Annotated in this window: 16 protein-coding genes; 3 read left to right on the top strand and 13 right to left on the bottom strand. The window is 67.6% G+C overall.

The annotated features are described in order from the left end of the window. Positions 1-9: 9 nt before the first annotated feature. From glpK to ABNQ39_RS30680, 9 genes are all read right to left on the bottom strand, one after another. Entirely contained in the window at positions 10-1,503 is a 1,494-nt protein-coding gene (gene glpK / locus ABNQ39_RS30720; RefSeq protein WP_376965352.1) for a glycerol kinase GlpK, read from the bottom strand. Between the two features lie 284 nt (positions 1,504-1,787). Then, positions 1,788-3,551: an ABC transporter substrate-binding protein gene (locus tag ABNQ39_RS30715; RefSeq protein ID WP_376965350.1), complete on the bottom strand. Its 1,764-nt coding sequence runs from the start codon at positions 3,549-3,551 to the stop codon at positions 1,788-1,790. 144 nt (positions 3,552-3,695) lie between these two features. Further along, positions 3,696-3,968, bottom strand: a complete 273-nt coding sequence (locus ABNQ39_RS30710; protein ID WP_376965729.1) for a DUF2160 domain-containing protein — start codon at positions 3,966-3,968, stop codon at positions 3,696-3,698. A 21-nt stretch (positions 3,969-3,989) separates the two neighbouring features. Then, positions 3,990-4,742, bottom strand: coding sequence for an ABC transporter permease subunit (locus ABNQ39_RS30705; RefSeq protein ID WP_246307146.1), 753 nt, complete (start codon positions 4,740-4,742; stop codon positions 3,990-3,992). 113 nt (positions 4,743-4,855) lie between these two features. Continuing rightward, positions 4,856-5,731 (bottom strand): carbohydrate ABC transporter permease, encoded by an 876-nt coding sequence (locus ABNQ39_RS30700; protein WP_109049476.1) that lies wholly within the window; start codon positions 5,729-5,731, stop codon positions 4,856-4,858. Between the two features lie 14 nt (positions 5,732-5,745). Beyond that, complete coding sequence (locus tag ABNQ39_RS30695; RefSeq protein WP_376965347.1) at positions 5,746-6,834, bottom strand: ABC transporter ATP-binding protein; 1,089 nt, start codon at positions 6,832-6,834, stop codon at positions 5,746-5,748. Between the two features lie 13 nt (positions 6,835-6,847). Then, on the bottom strand, positions 6,848-7,951 hold the full coding sequence (locus tag ABNQ39_RS30690) for an ABC transporter ATP-binding protein (RefSeq protein WP_376965345.1): 1,104 nt from the start codon (positions 7,949-7,951) through the stop codon (positions 6,848-6,850). After that, positions 7,948-9,534, bottom strand: a complete 1,587-nt coding sequence (gene glpD, locus ABNQ39_RS30685) for a glycerol-3-phosphate dehydrogenase (RefSeq protein ID WP_376965343.1) — start codon at positions 9,532-9,534, stop codon at positions 7,948-7,950. The genes ABNQ39_RS30690 and glpD overlap by 4 nt, the downstream gene beginning before the upstream one ends. Positions 9,535-9,721: 187 nt before the next feature. Beyond that, the gene (locus ABNQ39_RS30680; protein ID WP_376965341.1) at positions 9,722-11,923 is read right to left on the bottom strand and encodes a methyl-accepting chemotaxis protein; all 2,202 of its coding nucleotides are present in this window, start codon (positions 11,921-11,923) and stop codon (positions 9,722-9,724) included. 389 nt (positions 11,924-12,312) lie between these two features. Here ABNQ39_RS30680 and ABNQ39_RS30675 point away from each other — a divergent pair, with 389 nt between their 5' ends. The 3 genes from ABNQ39_RS30675 (at position 12,313) to uvrC (ending at position 16,351) form a co-directional block, all read left to right on the top strand. Beyond that, positions 12,313-13,128, top strand: a complete 816-nt coding sequence (locus tag ABNQ39_RS30675; protein ID WP_098735309.1) for a DeoR family transcriptional regulator — start codon at positions 12,313-12,315, stop codon at positions 13,126-13,128. 155 nt (positions 13,129-13,283) lie between these two features. Further along, positions 13,284-14,339 carry a GMP reductase gene (locus ABNQ39_RS30670; protein ID WP_098735310.1) on the top strand — a complete coding sequence of 352 codons (1,056 nt, stop codon included), beginning with the start codon at positions 13,284-13,286 and terminating at the stop codon, positions 14,337-14,339. 137 nt (positions 14,340-14,476) lie between these two features. Then, positions 14,477-16,351: an excinuclease ABC subunit UvrC gene (uvrC, locus tag ABNQ39_RS30665; protein ID WP_376965338.1), complete on the top strand. Its 1,875-nt coding sequence runs from the start codon at positions 14,477-14,479 to the stop codon at positions 16,349-16,351. 4 nt (positions 16,352-16,355) lie between these two features. Here uvrC and ABNQ39_RS30660 read toward each other — a convergent pair whose 3' ends face one another. The 4 genes from ABNQ39_RS30660 to ABNQ39_RS30645 all read right to left on the bottom strand — a co-directional run bounded on the left by ABNQ39_RS30660 (position 16,356) and on the right by ABNQ39_RS30645 (position 19,652). Further along, a complete protein-coding gene (locus ABNQ39_RS30660) occupies positions 16,356-17,555 on the bottom strand; it encodes a hypothetical protein (RefSeq protein ID WP_376965336.1) in 1,200 nt (399 codons plus the stop codon). Between the two features lie 225 nt (positions 17,556-17,780). Further along, on the bottom strand, positions 17,781-18,251 hold the full coding sequence (locus ABNQ39_RS30655; protein ID WP_376965334.1) for a hemerythrin domain-containing protein: 471 nt from the start codon (positions 18,249-18,251) through the stop codon (positions 17,781-17,783). A gap of 121 nt (positions 18,252-18,372) precedes the next feature. Beyond that, entirely contained in the window at positions 18,373-18,633 is a 261-nt protein-coding gene (locus ABNQ39_RS30650) for a hypothetical protein (protein ID WP_376965332.1), read from the bottom strand. A 152-nt stretch (positions 18,634-18,785) separates the two neighbouring features. Next, positions 18,786-19,652 carry a universal stress protein gene (locus ABNQ39_RS30645; RefSeq protein ID WP_376965330.1) on the bottom strand — a complete coding sequence of 289 codons (867 nt, stop codon included), beginning with the start codon at positions 19,650-19,652 and terminating at the stop codon, positions 18,786-18,788. Positions 19,653-19,755 lie beyond the last annotated feature (103 nt).

Raw genomic sequence — 19,755 nt, 5'->3', positions numbered from 1 at the left:
TCGAAGCCGTCAACGCTCCGACCGCACCCGCGCCACGGCGTCGCGCCAGCCGCCATAAAGGCGGTCGCGCTTGCCCTGCTCCATGCGCGGCTCAAAGCGGCGCTCGCTGCGCCACGCGTCGGACACCGACTCCAGCCCGTCGAACACGCCGACCTTCAGCGCGGCGAGGCAGGCGGCGCCGAGCGCCGTGGTCTCGATCACCTTCGGCCGTTCGACCGGCATGTTCAGCAGGTCGGCCAGGAACTGGCAAAGCCAGTCGTTGGCGGCCATGCCGCCGTCGATGCGCAGCGCATTGATGGTGCCGCCCCAATCGCCGGCCATCGCCTCCATCAGGTCGCGGGTTTGGAAGGCGACCGCCTCCAGCGCGGCGCGGGCGATGTGGGCCGGGCCGACGTCCAGCGTCATGCCGAAAATCGCGGCGCGGGCGGCCGAATCCCAATGCGGCGCGCCCAAGCCCACGAAGGCCGGGACGAAATAGACGCCGTGACTGTCGGGCACGCGGGTCGCCATGTCGTCGGTCTGGCTGGCATGGGTGATGATGCCGATGCCGTCGCGCAGCCATTTGATCGCGGCGCCGGCCACGAAAATCGAGCCCTCCTGCGCGTAAGCGGTCTTGCCGTTCAGCCGGTAGGCGACGGTGGTCAGCAGCCGGTTCTTCGACACCACCGGCGTCTCCCCGGTATTGATCAGTGCGAAGCAGCCGGTGCCGTAGGTCGATTTCGCCATGCCCGGCGTCAGGCAGGCCTGCCCGAAGGCCGCCGCCTGCTGGTCTCCGGCAACGCCCGCGATGGGGATCGGCCGGCCAAGCAGGCCCGGCTCGGTGGCGCCGAAATCGTCGGAGCTGTCCAGCACCCGCGGCAGCATGGCGCGCGGCACCCGGAACAGCCTCAGCAATTCGTCGTCCCAGTCCTGGGCATGGATGTCGAACAGCATGGTGCGCGAGGCGTTGGTCGCGTCGGTCGCATGCACCTGCCGGCCGGTCAGGTGATAGATCAGGAAACTGTCGATGGTGCCGAAGCACAGCTCGCCCCGCTCGGCCCGCGCCCGGGCGCCCGGCACATGGTCGAGGATCCAGGCGATCTTGGTGGCGGAGAAATAGGCGTCGATCAGCAGGCCGGTCTTGGCGCGCACCAGCTCGGCATTGCCCGCCGCCACCAGATCGTGGCAGAGCGCGGCGGTGCGGCGGTCCTGCCAGACGATGGCGCGGTGGATCGGCTCGCCGGTCGCGCGGTCCCACACCACGGCGGTCTCGCGCTGGTTGGTGATGCCGATGGCCGCGATGGCGGACACGTCGACCCCGGACTTCTCCACCGCTTCGCGCGCCACGGTGCGCACGTCGCGCAGGATGTCGGCGGGATCATGCTCGACCCAGCCGTCGCCGGGGTAATGCTGGGGGAACTCGCGCCGCGCTTCGGCCAGCGGCGTCCCCCGGCCGTCGAACAGGATCGCCCGCGACGAGGTGGTGCCCTGGTCGATGGCGAGGATGTGGCCGGCCTTGCTCATGGAAGCGTTCCCTCGTGAATTCTTGGACTTCATACCCTCTCCCGCCCCGGGAGAGGGAGGGACCCGCCAAAGGCGGGAGGGTGAGGGGCAATCCGAACATGGATCTTGTTCCTTGGATCACCCCTCACCCTTCCCAAGCTTTGCTTGGGCCCCTTCCCTCTCCCGGGACGGGAGAGGGAACCTTCAGAATAATAAGAATGGGGCGGCAGCATGCCGCCGCCCCGCAGTTTACCCCTGGCCCAACCAGGACGAAGTGCCAGGAGGAGAACCGTTCCGCCGGTCCGTTACTGGGCGCGGCCTTCCTTCCACGCCTTCAGCAGGTCGTCATAGGCGATGGTCTGGCCCTTGGGCTTCTCGTTGTCGAGCTTGGCCTTCGGGGCGCCGGGGGCGGCGAACCACTCCTTGGCGTCCTTCTTCGGGTTCAGCTTCGGCGCGCACTCGCCACCGATGTTGGCGCGCTCCATGCGGGCCAGCACCTGCTCCATCTGCTCGGCCAGATTGTCCATCGCCTGCTGCGGGGTGCGCTCACCCGTCACGGCTTCGGCGATGTTCTGCCACCACAGCGGGGCCAGCTTCGGATAGTCCGGCACGTTGGTGCCGGTCGGCGTCCAGGCGACGCGGGCCGGGCTGCGGTAGAACTCGACCAGACCGCCCAGCTTCGGCGCCACCTGGGTCATCGCGTCGGACTTGATGTCGCTTTCGCGGATCGGCGTCAGGCCGACCAGCGTCTTCTTCAGCGACGCGGTCTTCGACACGGTGAACTGGGCGTAGAGCCACGCGGCCTTGCGGCGCTCGGCCGGGGTGGACTTCAGCAGCGTCCACGACCCCACGTCCTGGTAGCCGAGCTTCATGCCCTGTTCCCAGTACGGGCCATGCGGCGAGGGGGCCATGCGCCACTTCGGCGTGCCGTCGGCGTTGACCACCGGCAGACCCGGCTTGGTCATGTCGGCGGTGAAGGCGGTGTACCAGAAGATCTGCTGGGCGACGTTGCCCTGGGCCGGAACCGGGCCGGCTTCGGAGAAGGTCATGCCGGCGGCTTCCGGCGGCGCGTACTTCTTCAGCCAGTCGATGTACTTGACCAGCGAATAGACCGCGGCCGGGCCGTTGGTGTCGCCGCCGCGGGCGACCGAGGCGCCGGCCGGGCGGCAGCCCTCGACGCGGATGCCCCACTCGTCCACCGGCTTGCCGTTCGGCAGGCCCTTGTCGCCGGCGCCGGCCATCGACAGCCAGGCGTCGGTGAAGCGCCAGCCGAGCGACGGGTCCTTCTTGCCGTAATCCATGTGGCCGAAGACGCGGACGCCGTCGATCTCCTTCACGTCGTTGGTGAAGAACTCGGCGATGTCCTCGTAGGCCGACCAGTCGAGCGGGACGCCCAGATCGTAGCCGTACTTGGCCTTGAACTTCTCCTTCAGGTCGGGACGGGCGAACCAGTCGGCGCGGAACCAGTAGAGGTTGGCGAACTGCTGGTCGGGCAGCTGGTAGAGCTTGCCGTCCGGGCCGGTGGTGAAGCTGGTGCCGATGAAGTCCTTCACGTCCAGCGTCGGCAGGGTGACGTCCTTGCCTTCGCCGCCCATGAAGTCGGACAGCGCGATGGCCTGGCCGTAGCGGACGTGGGTGCCGATCAGGTCGCTGTCGTTGACATAGGCGTCATAGACGTTGCGGCCCGACTGCATCTGCGTCTGCAGCTTCTCGATGACGTCGCCTTCCTGGATCAGGTCATGCTTCAGCTTGATCCCGGTCAGCTCGCTGAACAGCTTGGCCAGCGTCTTCGATTCGAACTCGTGCGTCGTCAGCGTTTCGGAGACGACGTTGATCTCCATCCCCTTGTAGGGCTCGGCGGCCTTCACGAACCACTCCAGCTCCTTCATCTGCTCGTCCTTGGACAGCGTGGAGGGCTGGAGTTCCTCGATGATGCGCTTGGCGACGGCTTCCTGGTCCGGCGTCATGGCGGCGGACGGGGCGGCGGAGCCCATCGCCAGCAGAACGCCGATGCCGCCGGCCATCACGGCCCCGGTCAGGCGGCGGCGCAGAGTCTGTTGCTGAAGCATGTTTCCTCCCACTTGTCGACTTGGTGTCTGGTTGACGTTTCGTTGTTAAGCGACCGGCGGAGACCACCGTTCTTCCCGTCACCCCCGCAGCCCCGCGGGGAACGGATTCCTTGGAAACTCTGTCCTCTTCTCAGCCGAAGCGGATCACCCGAACCGGATGATCAGGGCGATCCACACCAGCGAGACCGCAGAGGCGCCCCACAGCGACGCGTCGGTCGCGGCAAGCCAGCCCAGATGGATGAAGGCGCTGCCGAGCAGGCCGATGAACAGGCGGTCGCCGCGGGTGGTGCGCATCGGCAGGAAGCCCTTGGCCTCCACCGTCGGCGACACCACCTCCCAGACCGTCATGCCGGCCAGCATCAGCGCGATGCACAGGAAGAAGATCGCGGTCGGCGTGGTCCACGCCATCCAGTCCATATCCATGACGCGGAGCCTCCCTCAGACCCGGCCCAGGGCGAAGCCCTTGGCGATGTAGTTGCGGACGAACCAGATCACGAGCGCGCCCGGCAGGATGGTCAGCACGCCGGCGGCGGCCAGCAGGCCCCAGTCCATGCCCGACGCGCTGACGGTGCGGGTCATGGTGGCGGCGATCGGCTTGGCGTCGACCGAGGTCAGCGTGCGGGCCAGCAGAAGTTCGACCCAGCTGAACATGAAGCAGAAGAAGGCGGTGACGCCGACGCCGGCCCGGATCATCGGCAGGAACACCGTGCCGAAGAAGCGCGGGAAGCTGTAGCCGTCGATGTAGGCCATCTCGTCGATCTCACGCGGCACGCCCGACATGAAACCTTCCAAAATCCAGACCGCCAGCGGCACGTTGAACAGGCAGTGGGCCAGAGCGACGGCGATGTGGGTGTCGAACAGCCCGACCGTCTGGTAGAGCTGGAAGAAGGGCAGCAGGAACACGGCCGGCGGCGCCATCTTGTTGGTCAGCAGCCAGAAGAAGACGTGCTTGTCGCCGATGAAGCGGTAGCGCGAGAAGGCGTAGGCCGCCGGCAGCGCCACCGTCAGTGAGATGATGGTGTTCAGCGTCACATAATAGATCGAGTTGATGTAGCCGCTGTACCAGCTGGGATCGGTGAAGATGATGGCGTAGTTGCGCAGCGTCGGGTTGTGCGGATACAGCGTCAGGCCCGACAGGATCTCCTCGTTCGTCTTGAAGGACATGTTGACCATCCAGTAGATGGGCAGCATGAGGAAGATTATGTAGCAGACCAGAACGATGGTCCTGTTGGACACCCGCGCCGAAGAGCGGCGGATGTTTGCCGGGGCCGCCAGCGAACCGGGAGCGAGAACCGCAGCCTTGCTCATTTCTTCTCTCCCTCGCCGGTGCGGGTGATGATGGTGTAGAAGATGAAGCTGAACAGCAGCACGATCAGGAAGTAGACGATGGAGAAGGCCGCGGCCTTGCCGATGTCGAACTGACCCACCGCCATCTGCGTCAGATACTGGCTGAGGAAGGTGGTGGAGTTGCCGGGGCCGCCGCCGGTCAGCACGAACGGCTCGGTGTAGATCATGAAGCTGTCCATGAAGCGCAGCAGCACCGCGATGATCAGGACGCCGCGCATCTTCGGCAGCTGGATGTAGCGGAACACCGCCCATTTCGACGCGCCGTCGATCTTGGCCGCCTGATAGAAGGCCGGCGGGATCGACTGGAGGCCGGCGTAGCACAGCAGCGCCACGAGGCTGGTCCAGTGCCAGACATCCATCACCAGCACCGTCACCCAGGCATGGGCCGAATTGTTGGTGTAGTTGTAGTCGATGCCGATGGCGCGGAAGGTGGCGCCCAGGAGGCCGATGTCGCCGCGGCCGAAGATCTGCCAGATGGTGCCGACCACGTTGAACGGGATCAGCAGCGGCAGGGCCAGCAGCACCAGCGTCAGCGATGTCTTAGCGCTGCGACCGCCGGGCATGCCGAGAGCGATCAGGATGCCCAAAGGGATCTCGATGGCGAGCACCGCCAGCGAATAGACGATCTGGCGGACCAGCGCGTCGTGCAGCCGCTCGTCCTTCAGCACCGCCTCGAACCATTCGGTGCCGACGAAGAATGTCTGGCCGGGACCGAAGATCTCCTGCACCGAGTAGTTGACCACCGTCATCAGCGGCACCACGGCGCTGAAGGCGACGATCAGAAAGACCGGGATGATCAGGAACCAAGCCCGGTTGTCCTGGACCTTATCCATGGCTCATGGCTCCTTCAACCGACCAGATGGCTGTCGCGGTAGAGCTTGGTCCACCGGGAGGGGAAACGGATGGCGGCGTCGAGAGCCGGGATTTCCTGCTCTTCGCTCAGCCGAACCTTCAAGGTGTGGTTGTTCAGCCGCACCGTCGCCAGCTTGGAGGTGCCGAGATCGTCGACGCCGGTGACCTGCACCGGGATGGCGCCGGCAGTGCCGCTGCGGGTCAGTTCCAGGAATTCCGGCCGGATGCCCAGCTCGAACTTTCCGCCCACCCGGCCGCCGGCCGACGACACCGCGCGGTCGGGCAGCGGGATGGCGATGCCGTCGACCAGCGCATGGTCGTTGCCCAGCGTGCAGGGCATCAGGTTGATGCCGGGGCTGCCGATGAAATAGCCGACGAAGGTGTGCTCGGGGTTCTCGAACAGCTCCTGCGGGGTGCCGAGCTGGACCATGGCGCCTTCGTACATCACCGCGACCTTGTCGGCGAAGGTCAGCGCCTCCACTTGGTCGTGGGTCACGTAGATCATGGTCAGGCGATATTCCTCATGGATCTGGCGCAGCTTGCGGCGCAGGATCCATTTGGTGTGCGGGTCGATGACGGTCAGCGGCTCGTCGAACAGGATGGCCGCCACGTCCGACCGCACCAGACCGCGACCCATCGAGATCTTCTGCTTGGCGTCCGGCGTCAGCCGCTGGGCGCGCTTCTTCAGATCGGCGGTCAGGTCCAGCGCCTCGGCCACCTGCCGCACGCGGCGGTCGACGTCCGCCGCCGGAACCTTGCGGTTGCGGAGCGGGAAGGCGAGGTTCTCGTACACCGTCATGGTGTCGTAGATGACCGGGAACTGGAACACCTGGGCGATGTTGCGCTCTTCAGGCGTGCAGCGGGTCACGTCCAGCCCGTCGAACAGCACCCGTCCCTCGCTGGGCACCAGCAGGCCGGAGATGATGTTCAGCAGCGTGGACTTGCCGCAGCCCGACGGGCCCAGCAGCGCATAGGCCTTGCCGTCTTCCCACTCCTGCGACAGGCGGCGGAGCGCGTAGTCCTCAGGCTTGCTGGGGTGCGGGTGATAGGAGTGGCCGAGATTGTCGAATTGGATGGTCGCCATCGCTCCCGCCCCCTTAAGCGATGTTGCGCAGCGCGCCGCGCCGCCAGTTGGGTGCCGCCACCAGCTTGCCCACGGTGGAGAAGACGAAGATGCGGTCGGGATCGGCATAGACTTGGATGTCGCTGCCGATCGGGTGGCTGTGCACCCCCTCCTCGCGCGCGATCAGCGTGCTGTCGCCGTGGCGCAGATGGACGAAGGTCTCCGACCCGCTGATCTCCGACAGGGCGACCTTCCCCCGGATCGGCACCAGCCGCTCGCTCCGCCGCAGCACCGTCAGGTGGTTGGCGCGGATGCCGACCTTGCAGGGACCGGCCGGCAGGTTGCGGTCATGGGCGGACAGCGGCAGGCTGGTGCCGTCCGACAGCGCCACGCGGTCGTTGGTCAGGATCGCGTCCACCACATTCATCGGCGGGTCGCTGAACACCTGCGCGCATTCCAGCGAGGCCGGCGTGTGGAACACCTCGCCGGTCGCCCCGGTCTGCAACATCCGCCCCTCGTGCAGCACCGTCACGTTGCCGCCGAGGATCAGCGCCTCCTGCGGTTCGGTGGTCGCGTAGACGACGGTGGTCTTGCCGTCGGCGAAGATCTCGCGCAGTTCGGCGCGCAGCTCCTCGCGCAGCTTGTAGTCGAGGTTGACCAGCGGCTCGTCGAGCAGCAGAAGGCCGGCGCCCTTCACCAGAGCCCGCGCGATGGCGCAGCGCTGCTGCTGGCCGCCCGACAGTTCAGCCGGCAGCCGGTCGAGATAAGGCGTGATCCGCAGCATGGCGGCGGTGCGCCGCACCTTGGCGTCGATCTCCGCCTTGTCCTTGCCCTGGCGGCGCAGCGGCGAGGCGATGTTCTCGAAGACCGTCATCGCCGGATAATTGATGAACTGCTGATAGACCATCGCCACGTCGCGATGGCGCACCGACGTGCCGGTGACGTCCTTGCCGTTTTCCAGCACACGCCCGGCGGTCGGCGCATCCAGCCCGGCCATCAGCCGCATCAGCGTCGTCTTGCCGGCCAGCGTCCGCCCCAGCAGCACGTTGAAGCTGCCGGGTTGCAGTTCCAGCGACAGGGGATGGAGATGCTGCTCGGCGCCGACGCGCTTCGCCACGCCTTCCAGTGTGAGTGTCACCGCATTCCTCCCATCGACCGCCCCTTTTCAACCAACAGGCCGGCGGTATCGCCGCCCGTACCCCTGTTGGCCGTTGCTTCGCGGCGCCGGTCGAACCAGCCGCCGATGGCCTCCCGGACATTTGCGTCCAGGTGCAGCCCAAGTTTGGAGCGCCGCCACAGGAAGTCGTCGCCGGTCATGGCGAACTCCTCCCGCGCGGCATAGTCGAGTTCGGCCTCATGGACGCCGCCCCCGAAATCGATGCCCAGATCGTCCAGCCCCTTGGCGTCGCCCAGCAGCCGCTCGACCCGCGTGCCGTAGGCCCGCGCCAGCCGCAGGGCCAGCGCATCAGGCAGCCAGGGCCGGCTGCGCTTCAGGCCCGCCAGGAAGCCGGCGAAATCGGCGTTGGCGATGTCGCCGCCGGGAAGCGCCACGTCGGCGGTCCAGGTGATGCCGCCTTTGCCCAGCGCCTTGCCCAGCTTTTCCGTCGCCTCCTCCGCCAGCCGGCGGAAGGTGGTGATCTTGCCGCCGAAGATCGACAGCATCGGCGCGTCGCCGGCCGGCTCGTCCATCTCCAGCACATAGTCGCGGGTGACCGCCGAGGCGTTGCCGCTGGCGTCGTCGAACAGCGGCCGGACGCCGCTGTAGGTCCACACCACGTCGCTCTCGCGCACCGGCCTGGCGAAGTAGCGCGACACCGCCCGGCACATGTAGGCGATTTCCTCAGGGGAGATCGCCACCGCGCCGGGATCGCCCGAATAATCGAGGTCGGTGGTGCCGATCAGGGTGAAGTCGCGCTCGTACGGGATGGCGAAGACGATGCGGCGGTCGTCGTTCTGGAAGATGTAGGCATGGTCGCCGTCGAACATCTTCGGCACGACGATGTGGCTGCCCTTGACCAGACGGACCGACTTGTCGACGGTGACGCCGGTACGCTTGGCTATCATCTCGCGCACCCAGGGGCCGGCGGCATTGACCAACGCGCGGGCGCGGACGGTGCGGGTGGCGCCGGTGTGGGTGTCGACCAGCGTCGCTTCCCACAGGCCGCCCTTGCGTTCGGCCTTCTCGCAGCGGGTGCGGGTCAGGATCTCCGCGCCGCGGGCCCGCGCATCCATCGCGTTCAGCACGACCAGCCGGCTGTCCTCGACCCAGCAATCCGAATATTCGAACGCCTTGGTGAAGCCACCCGCCAGTGGCTTGCCCGCCGGCGCACTGGTCAGGTCGACGCCGTGTGAGCCTGGCAGCAGCTTGCGCTTTCCAAGATGATCGTAAAGGAACAGGCCGATGCGGACCATCCAGGCCGGGCGCATGCTGCTGTCGTGCGGCAGGACGAAGCGCAGCGGCCAGATGATGTGCGGGGCGGCGCGCAGCAGCACCTCGCGCTCTTGCAGCGCCTCGCGCACCAGACGGAATTCGTAATATTCGAGATAGCGCAGGCCGCCGTGAATCAGCTTGGTGCTGGCCGACGAGGTGGCGCCCGCAAGGTCGCCCTGTTCGCACAGCACCACCGACATCCCGCGCCCGACCGCGTCGCGGGCGATGCCCGCCCCGTTCACGCCGCCGCCGACGATCAGAAGGTCGGTAACCGCGGACTCGTTTGCCATGGGTTCCTCTCCGTACCGCGGCGGTTCCTTCTCGAACACAGCCGCTTTCGTTTCGGAACATAGAATGTTCGTTCGCGTTTGAAAAGGAAAATGTTTGTTCAACGGACCATGTTTCTGAGGCTACGCCGGATCGGGCATCTTTCCTATCGGAAATAAGGCTGATCCGGCTCCCCTCCCCGCACCCGGCTCACGCCGCGCGGATGCGGCCCAGCAGACGGTCGATATCCTCGCTCAGGCTTTCGGACCGTTGCGAAAGCGCGCGGGTGGCGTCCACCACCTGGGCGGCGGCGCTGCCGGTGCGGTTCACCGCGTCGTCCACCGACACCACCGTGTCGGCGATGCTCTGCACCGCGTCGGAAGCGTGGTTGATGCTGCGTGCGATCTCGTCGGTGGCGGCGGACTGCTCCTCCACCGCGGCGGCGACCATGGCGGTGATCTCGTCGATGCGGCTGATGGTGCGGCCGATGTCGTCGATGGCCGACACCGCTCCCTGCGCCGTCGTGCGCACCGCCTGGACCTGCTGGGCGATCTCCTCCGTCGCCTTGGCGGTCTGGCCGGCGAGGCTGCGCACCTCCTCCGCCACCACGGCGAAGCCCTTGCCCGCATCGCCAGCGCGCGCCGCCTCGATGGTGGCGTTCAGGGCCAGCAGGTTGGTCTGGCCGGCGATGGCGTTGATCATGCCGACCACGTCGCCGATCTTCTGCGCGGCGGCAGCGAGTTCCACCATCAGGTCGTTGGTGCTGCGCGCCTCCTCCACCGCACTGCGGGCGATCTGGCTGGAATCGCCGACCCGCCGCGTGATCTCGCCGATGGAGGCGGAAAGCTGGCTGGCGGTGGCGGCCACCGTCTGCACGTTGGTCGCGGTGTCGGCGACCGCCGACCGCACGTCGGTCATGCGGCGGCAGGTCTGCTCGGCGGTGGTGGACATCCCCTCCGACGCCTCGCGCATGTCGGCCGATGCAGTGCCGATGTGGCGTGACGCCTCCTTCACGCTGGCCTCGATGCTCGCGGCGATGGACTGGATGGTGCGCGACCGCTCGGCGTCGGCCGCCTGCTTCATCGCGTCCTGTTCCTCCTGCAAGCGGGCGATCTCGGCGCTCTTGTCGCGGAAGACGCCGACGATCCCCGCCATCTCGGCGATCTCGTCGCGCCCGCCGACCGCGGCATCGGCAGCCAGATCGCCGCCGGCCACGGCGCGCATGGCGTCGATCACCCGCATCAGCCGCCGGGTCAGCCGGTTGCGGACATAGAACCAGGCGATCAGCAGGCTCGACAGCACCACGACCGCCGCAGCGCCGCCCTGGACGGCGACCGCACCGGAAATCGCCGTTTCGGTCCGCGTCACATCGGCATCGGTGCGCTCCTGCTGGTGCGCGACCACGGCATCGATGGTGCCGTTCAGGTCGGTGGTCAGCCGCACCGTCTCGGCCAGCGCGCTTTCGATGTCGGCGGTGATGCGCGCCTGCTCGTCGCGCAGGCGGAAGACGCTGCCGGCGCCGCCGCCGAAAGCGGCGAGCCCGTCGCGCGCCTTGACCAGCGACGGCCGGTCCGGGCTGTCCTTCGGCAAGGCGGCGATGGCGTTGTCGACGCGCAGCAGCGCCCAATTGTACTTCGACCGGATGTTGTTCAGCGTCGCCCCATGCGGCACGCTGGAGGCGGCGGCGATCATGCCGAAGGCGAGGTTGCCGTTGGCCTGCACGTTCATCAGCTGGGTGATGACCGGCAGTTCCTCCTGCGCCAGCCGGCGGCCCAGTCCGGTTGCGGTTTCGACCGCCTGCGCGGCGGCCAGATCGCCCACCACATTGTTGACCGACAGGGTCGACACCTCCAGCAAGGGCGCCACCAGATCGGTGAAATCCTCGTGCGCCATAACCGCGTCGGCGACCAGCGTGTTGAGCTTCTCCTCCAGCGCCAGCTGTTCGGCGGTGCGCTTGCCCAGCGTGTCGAGTGCAGCCCCCATGCGCTCCAGCAGCCTGGCGACCGCGTCCGCATCCGCGGCCATGCCGCCGGCTCCTCCACCGGCCTGCCCGCCATTTCCTTCGCCGGCCTGGCTCCGAATCGCTCCGATGCGGTCGCGCAGGCCCGCCAGCCGTTTGGTCAGGCCGTCCATCCGCTCCGTCAGTTCCGCCGCATCGCGCGACGCCGCCACCGCAGGCGCATCGGCGGCGATCGCGGTGCTGTCCTTCGCCAGAGTGAGCGAGCGGACGATGGCCGGCACGCTGCTGCGGCCGATCTCACCCATCGAGCGCCCGGTCTCGGTCAGCGACCACCATGCCATCACGCTGGCGAAGGCGGCGAGCATCGCCACCCCGCCGAAGGCCAGAAACAGCCGCCCCTGAATGCCGAGCCGAACACTTCGCCGCCCCCCGGCTGGCGTCAGTTGCGTCATATCCCTCTCCTATACGTTATCTTTATGTCGGCAGGCCGGACCGTTGAGCGTCGCGACAAGTTTGAAGGATGGCGGCGACAGCCGTCAGTCGCGGCAAACCCTGATCGGGCTGACGCCATCGGGCAAACATCGGAACCGCGTGGATCCTCTCATAGCATGCGCGTTCATTTTCGTAAAGAAACATGCTTGTGCTACGAACAATATCGGGCGTACATATCAACCGTACGGGGCCGTAGGTCTTGCCGGGTGCCGGACCAGGCCCGGCCCGCCTGGAATGAGGTTGGGAACCAAGCCGGAATGAACGCCGACGGGGCCGGCGCTTTTCGCTTTGACCCATCGCGCGCATCTGATTCACTCACGACCCTTTCGAGACCGGAGACAGCCCACCGATGGATGCGCGCCTGGACGCCGAACGCCGCCAGCAGGAAATCGTGGCCCTGGTCCATGCCAAGGGCATGGTGCAGATCCAGTGGCTGGCCGAACATTTCGACGTCACGCCGCAGACCATCCGCCGCGACATCGAGCATCTGGCCGGCCAGTCGGCCGTCCGGCGCTTCCGCGGCGGCGTCACCGTGCCGTCCAGCGTGGAGAACATCGCCTATTCCACCCGCCAGACCCTGATGGCGGAGGAAAAGCGTCGCATCGCCGAACTGGTCGCCCGCCATGTGCCGGAGGACGCCTCGCTGTTCCTCAACATCGGCACGACGACCGAGGCGGTGGCCCAGGCCCTGCTCGGCCACAAGCGGCTGCGGGTGCTGACCAACAACCTGAACGTCGCCACCATCCTGCACAAGAACACGAACTTCGCCCTGTCCATTGCCGGCGGCCTCGTGCGCGAGCGCGACGGCGGCATCATCGGCGAGGCGACGGTGGAGTTCATCCGCCGCTACAAGGTGGACATCGGCATCATCGGCATCAGCGGCATCGACAGCGAAGGCGACCTGCTGGATTACGACGAGCAGGAGGTCCGCGTCGCCCGCGCCATCATCGAAAGCTCGCGCCGGGTCTTCCTGGTCACCGACCACACCAAGTTCGGCCGCAACGCCATGATCCGCATGGCCGACGTCAGCGTGCTCGACGCGCTGTTCACCGACCGCCTGCCGCCCGCCGAACTGATGGAGGTGCTGGGCAACGCCGACTGCCAGGTGCATGTCGCCGACGGCAGCGACGCGGCCAACGGCGACGGGGAGGAGGCGGAGGAGTAGGCGGATACCCCTCGTTCCAGCGTAACAGCTTCAAACGCGGCACCCCTGTCCGCAGCCCCGACGCCGCTTGCCGAACCGCGTCATCGCCTCCACTCTGTGATGTTGGGCCCGATGAAAAGCGGTTGGCCCACCCAACAGAGATGAGTAGGTGTGCGGTGATCATCGAAAGCGACCTCAAGCTCGACTTCAAGGATGTGCTGATCCGGCCGAAACGCAGCACGCTGCAGAGCCGCAACGACGTGGACGTCAACCGGACCTTCACCTTCCTGCACACCCAGCGCGACTGGACAGGCTTCCCGCTGATCGCCGCCAACATGGACGTCACCGGCAGCATGGGGATGGCCCGCGCGCTGTCGCGCTTCGGCGCGATGACCGCCCTGCACAAGCATTACAAGGCGGACGAGCTGGCCGACTTCTTCCGGGCCGAGGCTGAATCGGCCACCCTGTCCAACGTCTTCTATTCGATGGGCATCGCCGAGGCCGACCACGACAAGTTCCTGGCGGTGAAGACCAAGGCGCCGGTGGGGAAGATCTGCCTGGACGTCGCCAACGGCTACACCGAGCGCTTCGTCGAGGTGATCGCCCGCCTGCGCCAGGAGAATCCGGATGCCGTCATCATGGCCGGCAACGTCGTCACCGGCGACATGACCGAGGCGCTGCTGCTGGCCGGCGCCGACATTGTCAAGGTCGGCATCGGGCCGGGTTCGGTCTGCACCACCCGCAAGATGACCGGCGTCGGCTATCCCCAGCTGTCGGCCATCATCGAATGCGCCGACGCCGCCCACGGGCTGAAGGGGCAGGTCTGCGGCGACGGCGGCTGCACCGTGCCGGGCGACATCTCCAAGGCTTACGGCGCCGGCGCCGACTTCGTCATGCTGGGCGGCATGCTGGCCGGCCATGACGAGTGCGAGGGCGAGATCCGCTACGAGGACCGGGACGGCAACCGGGTGCCGGTCGCCATGACCTTCTACGGCATGTCGTCGGACACCGCGATGCACAAATACTCCGGCGGCGTCGCCTCCTACCGTGCGTCGGAAGGCAAGACCGTGGACGTCCCCTATCGCGGCCCGGTGGAGAACACGATGCAGGAGATCATGGGCGGCGTGCGCAGCATGATGACCTACATCGGCGCCACCCGGCTGAAGGAAGTGCCGAAACGCACCACCTTCGTCCGCGTCGGCGCCCAGCTGAACACCGTGTTCGGCGGCTGACCGCCCTCCCGACCGCATGGCAGGGTCCTGCGGCACCCCGTCGGAATCGCGTCATCCGATTCTTGTCTCTTGGTCCCGTTCCGTTCTACTGCTTGGGTAAGCGGCGAATCGGATCTTTTGCGGGAACGAGAGAGCTTATGGACGGGGTGCCCGGCAGCGGAGCGGACGTGATCCGCGCCCAGTTGCCGACCCTTCCGGACACGCCCGGCGTCTATCGGATGCTGGCGGCCGACGGGTCGGTCCTTTATGTCGGCAAGGCGAAGAACCTGAAGCGGCGGGTGGCCAGCTACACCCGGACCGACGGGCTGCCCAACCGCACCCGGCGGATGGTGTCGCTGACCCGCTCCATGGAGTTCGTCACCACCCACACCGAGGCCGAGGCGCTTCTGCTGGAAGCGAACCTGATCCGCAGCCTGCTGCCGCCCTTCAACATCCTGGTGAAGGACGACCGCTCCTTCTCCTACATCGTGATTGGGAAAGGACACGATTTCCCCCGCCTGATGCATCACCGCGGCAGCGCCGAGCGGCGCGGCACATCGGGAAAGGGCAACCGCCGCGAGTCCGACCTGTTCGGCCCCTACGCCTCGCCGCATCTGGTCGGCATGACCATCGCCGCCCTGCAACGCGCCTTCCTGCTGCGCACCTGCGACGACGGGGTGTTCGCCTCGCGCACCCGGCCCTGCCTGCAACACCAGATCAAGCGCTGCTCCGCTCCCTGCGTCGGCCGCGTCGATGAAGAGGACTACGCCGCCCAGGTCCAGGGCGTGCGCAACGTGCTGTCCGGCCGCAGCGCGGAGGTGCAGGCGGAGTTCGCCCGCCACATGCTCGACAGTTCCGACCGGCTGGAATACGAGGACGCCGCCCGCTGGCGCGACCGCATCCGCGCCCTGACCGCGCTGCAAAGCCGCCAGGACATCAATCTGGAGGACACGCTGGGCGATGCCGACGTGCTGGCCCTGCACCGGGACGGCGGTGCGGCCTGCGTCCAGGCCTTCTTCTTCCGCGGCGGGCGCAACCAGGGCACCCGCGCCTTCTTCCCGCGCGTGGATGCCGAGGAGGAGCCGGGCGACATTCTGGCCGCCTTCGCCGCCCAGCTCTATGCCGACACCCCGCCGCCGGGCCTGCTGCTGCTGAGCGACCCGGTCGAGTCAGCGGAACTGCTCGAGGAGGCGCTGAGCCTGTCCGCCGGGCACCACGTCGCCGTCGAATGTCCGAAACGCGGGCCGAAACGCCGCGCGGTCGAACACGCGCAGACCAATGCCCGCGACGCTCTGGGCCGCCGGCTGGCCGAGCGCTCCACCCAGGCGACGCTGCTGGAGGGGGTGGCGCGCGTCTTCGGCCTGCCCGACGCGCCGCGCCGGGTCGAGATCTACGACACCTCGCACATCCAGGGCTCCTTCCCGGTCGGCGCCATGGTGGTGGCCGGGCCGGAGGGGTTCCAGCGCAATGCCTACCGCCGCTTCTTCATCCGCGATCCCGAGGCCGCCGGCAACGATTACGCCATGCTGCGGGAGACCTTCACCCGCCGCTTCCACCGCAGCAGCGATGCTGGCCGGGATTCGGGGCAATGGCCCGACCTCGTCCTGATCGACGGCGGGCTGGGGCAGTTGAACGCGGTGAAAGACGAGCTGGCGATGCTACAGATCACCGACATCCCGCTAATCGCCATCGCCAAGGGACCGGACCGCAACGCCGGACGGGAGCGCTTCTTCCGCCCGGGCCAGCCGCCGCTGACGCTGGAGCCCAACGATCCGGTTCTGCATTTCCTGCAAAGGCTGCGCGACGAAGCCCACCGCACCGCCATCGACAGCCACCGCGCCCGCCGGATGAAGGCGATCTCGCACAGCCGCATCGACGGCATCCCCGGCATCGGCCCGGCCCGCAAGAAGGCGCTGCTGCATCATTTCGGCAGCGCCACCGCCGTCGCGTCCGCCGGACTGAAGGATCTGGAGGCCGCCCCCGGCATCAGCGAGGCCATCGCGCGGAAGCTCTACGAGCATTTCCACGGATAGGCGGCTACGGCACACTTTTCCCCGTGAACGGGTTCCAGCCCAGCGCCGCCAGCGCCGCCCAGGCGGTGGCGCCCAGATGGGGCCGGCGGTAGTAGAGGAAGTCGTCGGTCTTGCTGTCCGGCCCGATGGCGAGCCCGGTGGACAGCACCTGTGGCCGGGTGGCGTAGAGATAGCCGCCGGGGCTGACTTCCTTCAGAATCTCGCCGAACAGCCGGTCGGCATCGCCACGGCGGCCGACGCTGCGGTAGGCGAGCGCCGCCTGCGCCGTGCCCTCCACCCACATGCCGTCGCGGTCGTCGTTGAAGTCGAACCCGCCGTCGGCGCCATGGGCGCGCTCCGCATAGGCGAGTGCCGCCCACCACGCCTCCGGCGCCTTCGGCAGCAGCAGCGGCCAGAGCTGCGCATCGAGGCCGGAGGTCGAGGTGCTGACCGTCACCCCGTCCGGCGCGGTGCCGATGGGAAAATGGTCGCCACCCGCCGTCCATAGCGTGTCGAGGAAGGCGCGCGCCTCACGCTCCGGTCCGGCGAAATCGTCGCCCTGATTCTTGCCGAGCCAGGCGAACAGCGCGACCAGATCGGTGTTGTGCTCCGTCGATTTCCAGGTCAGCGGCTGCGGCGCGTCGTCGAAGCCCTGGACGCCGCCGTTGAAGCCGCCGGGACCGCGCGGGTCGCGGGTATGCTCCACCACCCAGCGCGCCAGTTCGACCGCACCGTCGCGGAAACGCTTTTCGCCGGTGGCGTCGGCCAGGGTCAATAGGGCAAGACCGGCCCAGGCAACATTCCCGGTGGCGGTGCCGACCTGATAGGGGTCCTCGCCCCAATGGTTGCCGACGGCATCCCACCAGCCGTTGGGCGGGATCGGCCGCTGTTTCTGCGCGCCAGCCCGATAGGTGTTGCGCAGACGCCCCTTCCAGCCGGCACGGTCGAGCGACACCGCGTCGAGCAACGCCTCGCCGATGCGCAGGGCCTTGTCGCGCTGGCCGCAGGCGGTCAGCGCCATGATCGCCAGCGCGTTGTCGTAGGTGAAGGCGGCATTGGACAGCGCCGGCTCCGAGGTCGGGCCGGGCGCATAGGAATTGTCGTAGCTGCGCAGGAACAGCGGCCCGCGCCCGGACACCTCGTCGACGCGCGCGGCCAGCGTGCCGCAGGTCTTCTGAGCCAGTTCCTTCGCCGGCGGAACCGGCGCTGCGGTTGCGGGAGTCATCAGGGCGGATAGTCCAAGGGCGACCGCCGCCAGCGCGGCGCGGCCGAACCGCATCCCTCGCCGGGAAAGTACTCGCTCGATGCTTTCACAGTTGGAGCTTGCACGCTTGGACATCGACACCGCCGGCCAATTCAAAGAGGCCCCTGATATGGCCCCTTTGCCGGCCGACGGCAACCGAACGAACGCCGCCCCCTCCCCCGGTGGGAGAGGGCGGAGCCAACCGGCTTACAGCGGCGCCAGACCGGCCATGATGTGCGTCTTGCGCTCGGCGTAGGCGCTGCCCAGCTCGGCGGCGCGGTCGTCGTCGAGAGCCTCCTTGGCCTCTTCGAACAGCTCCTCCTCCTCCTCGTCCAGGTGGTGGCGGACCAGTTCGCCCAGCACCTGGAGCTTTTCCTTCCAGCCGCTGTCGGTGGTCTTCATCGCGTTCAGCTCGTCCAGCAGGCCGTTGATGAGGTGATGCTCGTTCAGCCCCTCGACGGTTTCCGACTTCGCTTCCTTCACCTTCTTCAGCGAGGCGTAAAAGACGCCCTCCTCCACCTTCGAATGGGCCCACAGCTCGCGCTGCAGTTCCTCGAACACGGCGCGGCCGCTGCCGTTGGCCTTCTCGGTCTTGTCCAGAAGGCCGCGGATGGTGTCGTGGTCGGCCTTGATGCGGGCGAAGATGTCGGCCTGGGTACCGGTGGTCTTGCTGGCCATCGTCGGGGTCCTTGGCAATTGGGGGGCAATCGTTCTGGGAACATGGTGAACGGTTGCCAATAGAACCCCGTCGCGGCCGGACTGTTCCCGGCCGCGTCCCTTTCGGCATTGCCTTACACCTTTACCCGTGCGGGTGCGTTTCCACGAATTCGCGCAGGGTGTGCATCAGATCCACCGCATGGGCGACCTGCCCATGGGCGCAGGCCTCCGCGATGTCATCGGCGATGATGTGGGCGATGCGGTCGGCCCCGCCGGGGCAGTGGGCAAGGCAATGCCCCATCTCTACGGCGACCATTTCCGGAACATGTTCGTGTTCGGCAATCGCGTCGATCTCGGCTTCGGTGAGATCGCTCAGCGCGATGCAGTCCTTGATCGTCAACATGGCGCGTTCCTCCCGGGAACGGCCGGACTGCCCTGCTGGCAGGGTCATAAAACGGTCCTGCTTGAAACGGCATCCCTGCAAATGCCGGAGCCGCACGGGCCCCCGCCAACTGAAGGCGGCGGGGAAACCGCGCGGTCGGAGACCGGCAGAAATCAGTGAGCCATCAGAACCGGCAGCCCGGCGTGGTTCAGCACGTAGCGCGTGACACCGCCCAGGATCATTTCCCGCATCCGGCTGTGGCCATAACCGCCCATGACAAGCAGGTCGGCGCCCAGCTCAACGGCTTTCTTGGTGACCGTCTCCCCGACGGGTTCCGATCCCGGATGCAATACAGTTAACTCCGGGTTAACCCCTTGCCAAGCGAGATATTGGGCAATGCGACGTCCTGTCGCGCCCTCGGTAACCGAAGTTTCGGCGGTCAGCACATGGGTGCGGTCGGCGCTGCGCAGGAAGGGCAGAGCCGCGGCGACGGCGCGCGTCGCCTCCGTCTTGCCGTTCCAGGCGACGGCGACGGTGTGGCCGATCTCCGCCGGCAGGGTCTTCGGCACCAGCAGCACCGGCCGGGCGGAACCCAGCAGCGCCGTTTCCATGGTGGTGTAGCCCTGCGTGTCGGCCTCGATGGAGGTGTGGGCGCAGACGATCAGGTCGGACAGGCGGCCTTCCGCCGGCACGACGTCCTCGATCCGGCCGATCACCTCGCGCCAGGAGGCGGACGGCGCCTCGACCCCGCCGGGGACGTCGCGGATCTCGAACCCGGCCTCGGCGACCGCGCTGTCGAAATGGCGGCGGGCGGCGGCGCGATGGTTGTTCGACTCCGTCTCCGCCGCGCGCATGATCTCGTCCACCATGGCGCCGGACATGCCCTCGCCCAGCATCGGCACGGCATCGCGCGGGTCGAGGCGGACGAACAGGCCGACGAGGTGGGCGTCGAAGTCCCGCGCCACCGCCACCGCGCCCTTCAGGGCGACCGGATCGTTGTCACTGCCGCACAGCGGCACAAGGATGGTCTTGTAGGTCATGGACTCCTCCCGGACCGGTTCGAGCGGCCCTTCCCGGACGGCGGCGGCCCACCCGCCGGTGTGGCGGGCGATTCTCACCCTTGCCGTCATTCGCCCCGTCGTC

This window comes from Azospirillum sp. A26 (genome assembly GCF_042604635.1).
GTDB classification, from domain to species: Bacteria; Pseudomonadota; Alphaproteobacteria; order Azospirillales; family Azospirillaceae; genus Azospirillum; species Azospirillum palustre.
The sequence above is the reverse complement of the archived record's forward strand: the minus strand, read 5'-3'. Positions and strand labels throughout refer to the sequence as shown.

What these genes read in the sequence shown, in the direction of transcription:
- glpK (WP_376965352.1), bottom strand. Translation starts at nt 1,503, where the DNA reads ATGAGCAAGGCCGGCCACATCCTCGCCATCGACCAGGGCACCACCTCG.
- ABNQ39_RS30715 (WP_376965350.1), bottom strand. Translation starts at nt 3,551, where the DNA reads ATGCTTCAGCAACAGACTCTGCGCCGCCGCCTGACCGGGGCCGTGATG.
- ABNQ39_RS30710 (WP_376965729.1), bottom strand. Translation starts at nt 3,968, where the DNA reads ATGGACTGGATGGCGTGGACCACGCCGACCGCGATCTTCTTCCTGTGC.
- ABNQ39_RS30705 (WP_246307146.1), bottom strand. Translation starts at nt 4,742, where the DNA reads ATGCTGCCCATCTACTGGATGGTCAACATGTCCTTCAAGACGAACGAG.
- ABNQ39_RS30700 (WP_109049476.1), bottom strand. Translation starts at nt 5,731, where the DNA reads ATGGATAAGGTCCAGGACAACCGGGCTTGGTTCCTGATCATCCCGGTC.
- ABNQ39_RS30695 (WP_376965347.1), bottom strand. Translation starts at nt 6,834, where the DNA reads ATGGCGACCATCCAATTCGACAATCTCGGCCACTCCTATCACCCGCAC.
- glpD (WP_376965343.1), bottom strand. Translation starts at nt 9,534, where the DNA reads ATGGCAAACGAGTCCGCGGTTACCGACCTTCTGATCGTCGGCGGCGGC.
- ABNQ39_RS30680 (WP_376965341.1), bottom strand. Translation starts at nt 11,923, where the DNA reads ATGACGCAACTGACGCCAGCCGGGGGGCGGCGAAGTGTTCGGCTCGGC.
- ABNQ39_RS30675 (WP_098735309.1), top strand. Translation starts at nt 12,313, where the DNA reads ATGGATGCGCGCCTGGACGCCGAACGCCGCCAGCAGGAAATCGTGGCC.
- uvrC (WP_376965338.1), top strand. Translation starts at nt 14,477, where the DNA reads ATGGACGGGGTGCCCGGCAGCGGAGCGGACGTGATCCGCGCCCAGTTG.
- ABNQ39_RS30660 (WP_376965336.1), bottom strand. Translation starts at nt 17,555, where the DNA reads ATGACTCCCGCAACCGCAGCGCCGGTTCCGCCGGCGAAGGAACTGGCT.
- ABNQ39_RS30655 (WP_376965334.1), bottom strand. Translation starts at nt 18,251, where the DNA reads ATGGCCAGCAAGACCACCGGTACCCAGGCCGACATCTTCGCCCGCATC.
- ABNQ39_RS30650 (WP_376965332.1), bottom strand. Translation starts at nt 18,633, where the DNA reads ATGTTGACGATCAAGGACTGCATCGCGCTGAGCGATCTCACCGAAGCC.
- ABNQ39_RS30645 (WP_376965330.1), bottom strand. Translation starts at nt 19,652, where the DNA reads ATGACCTACAAGACCATCCTTGTGCCGCTGTGCGGCAGTGACAACGAT.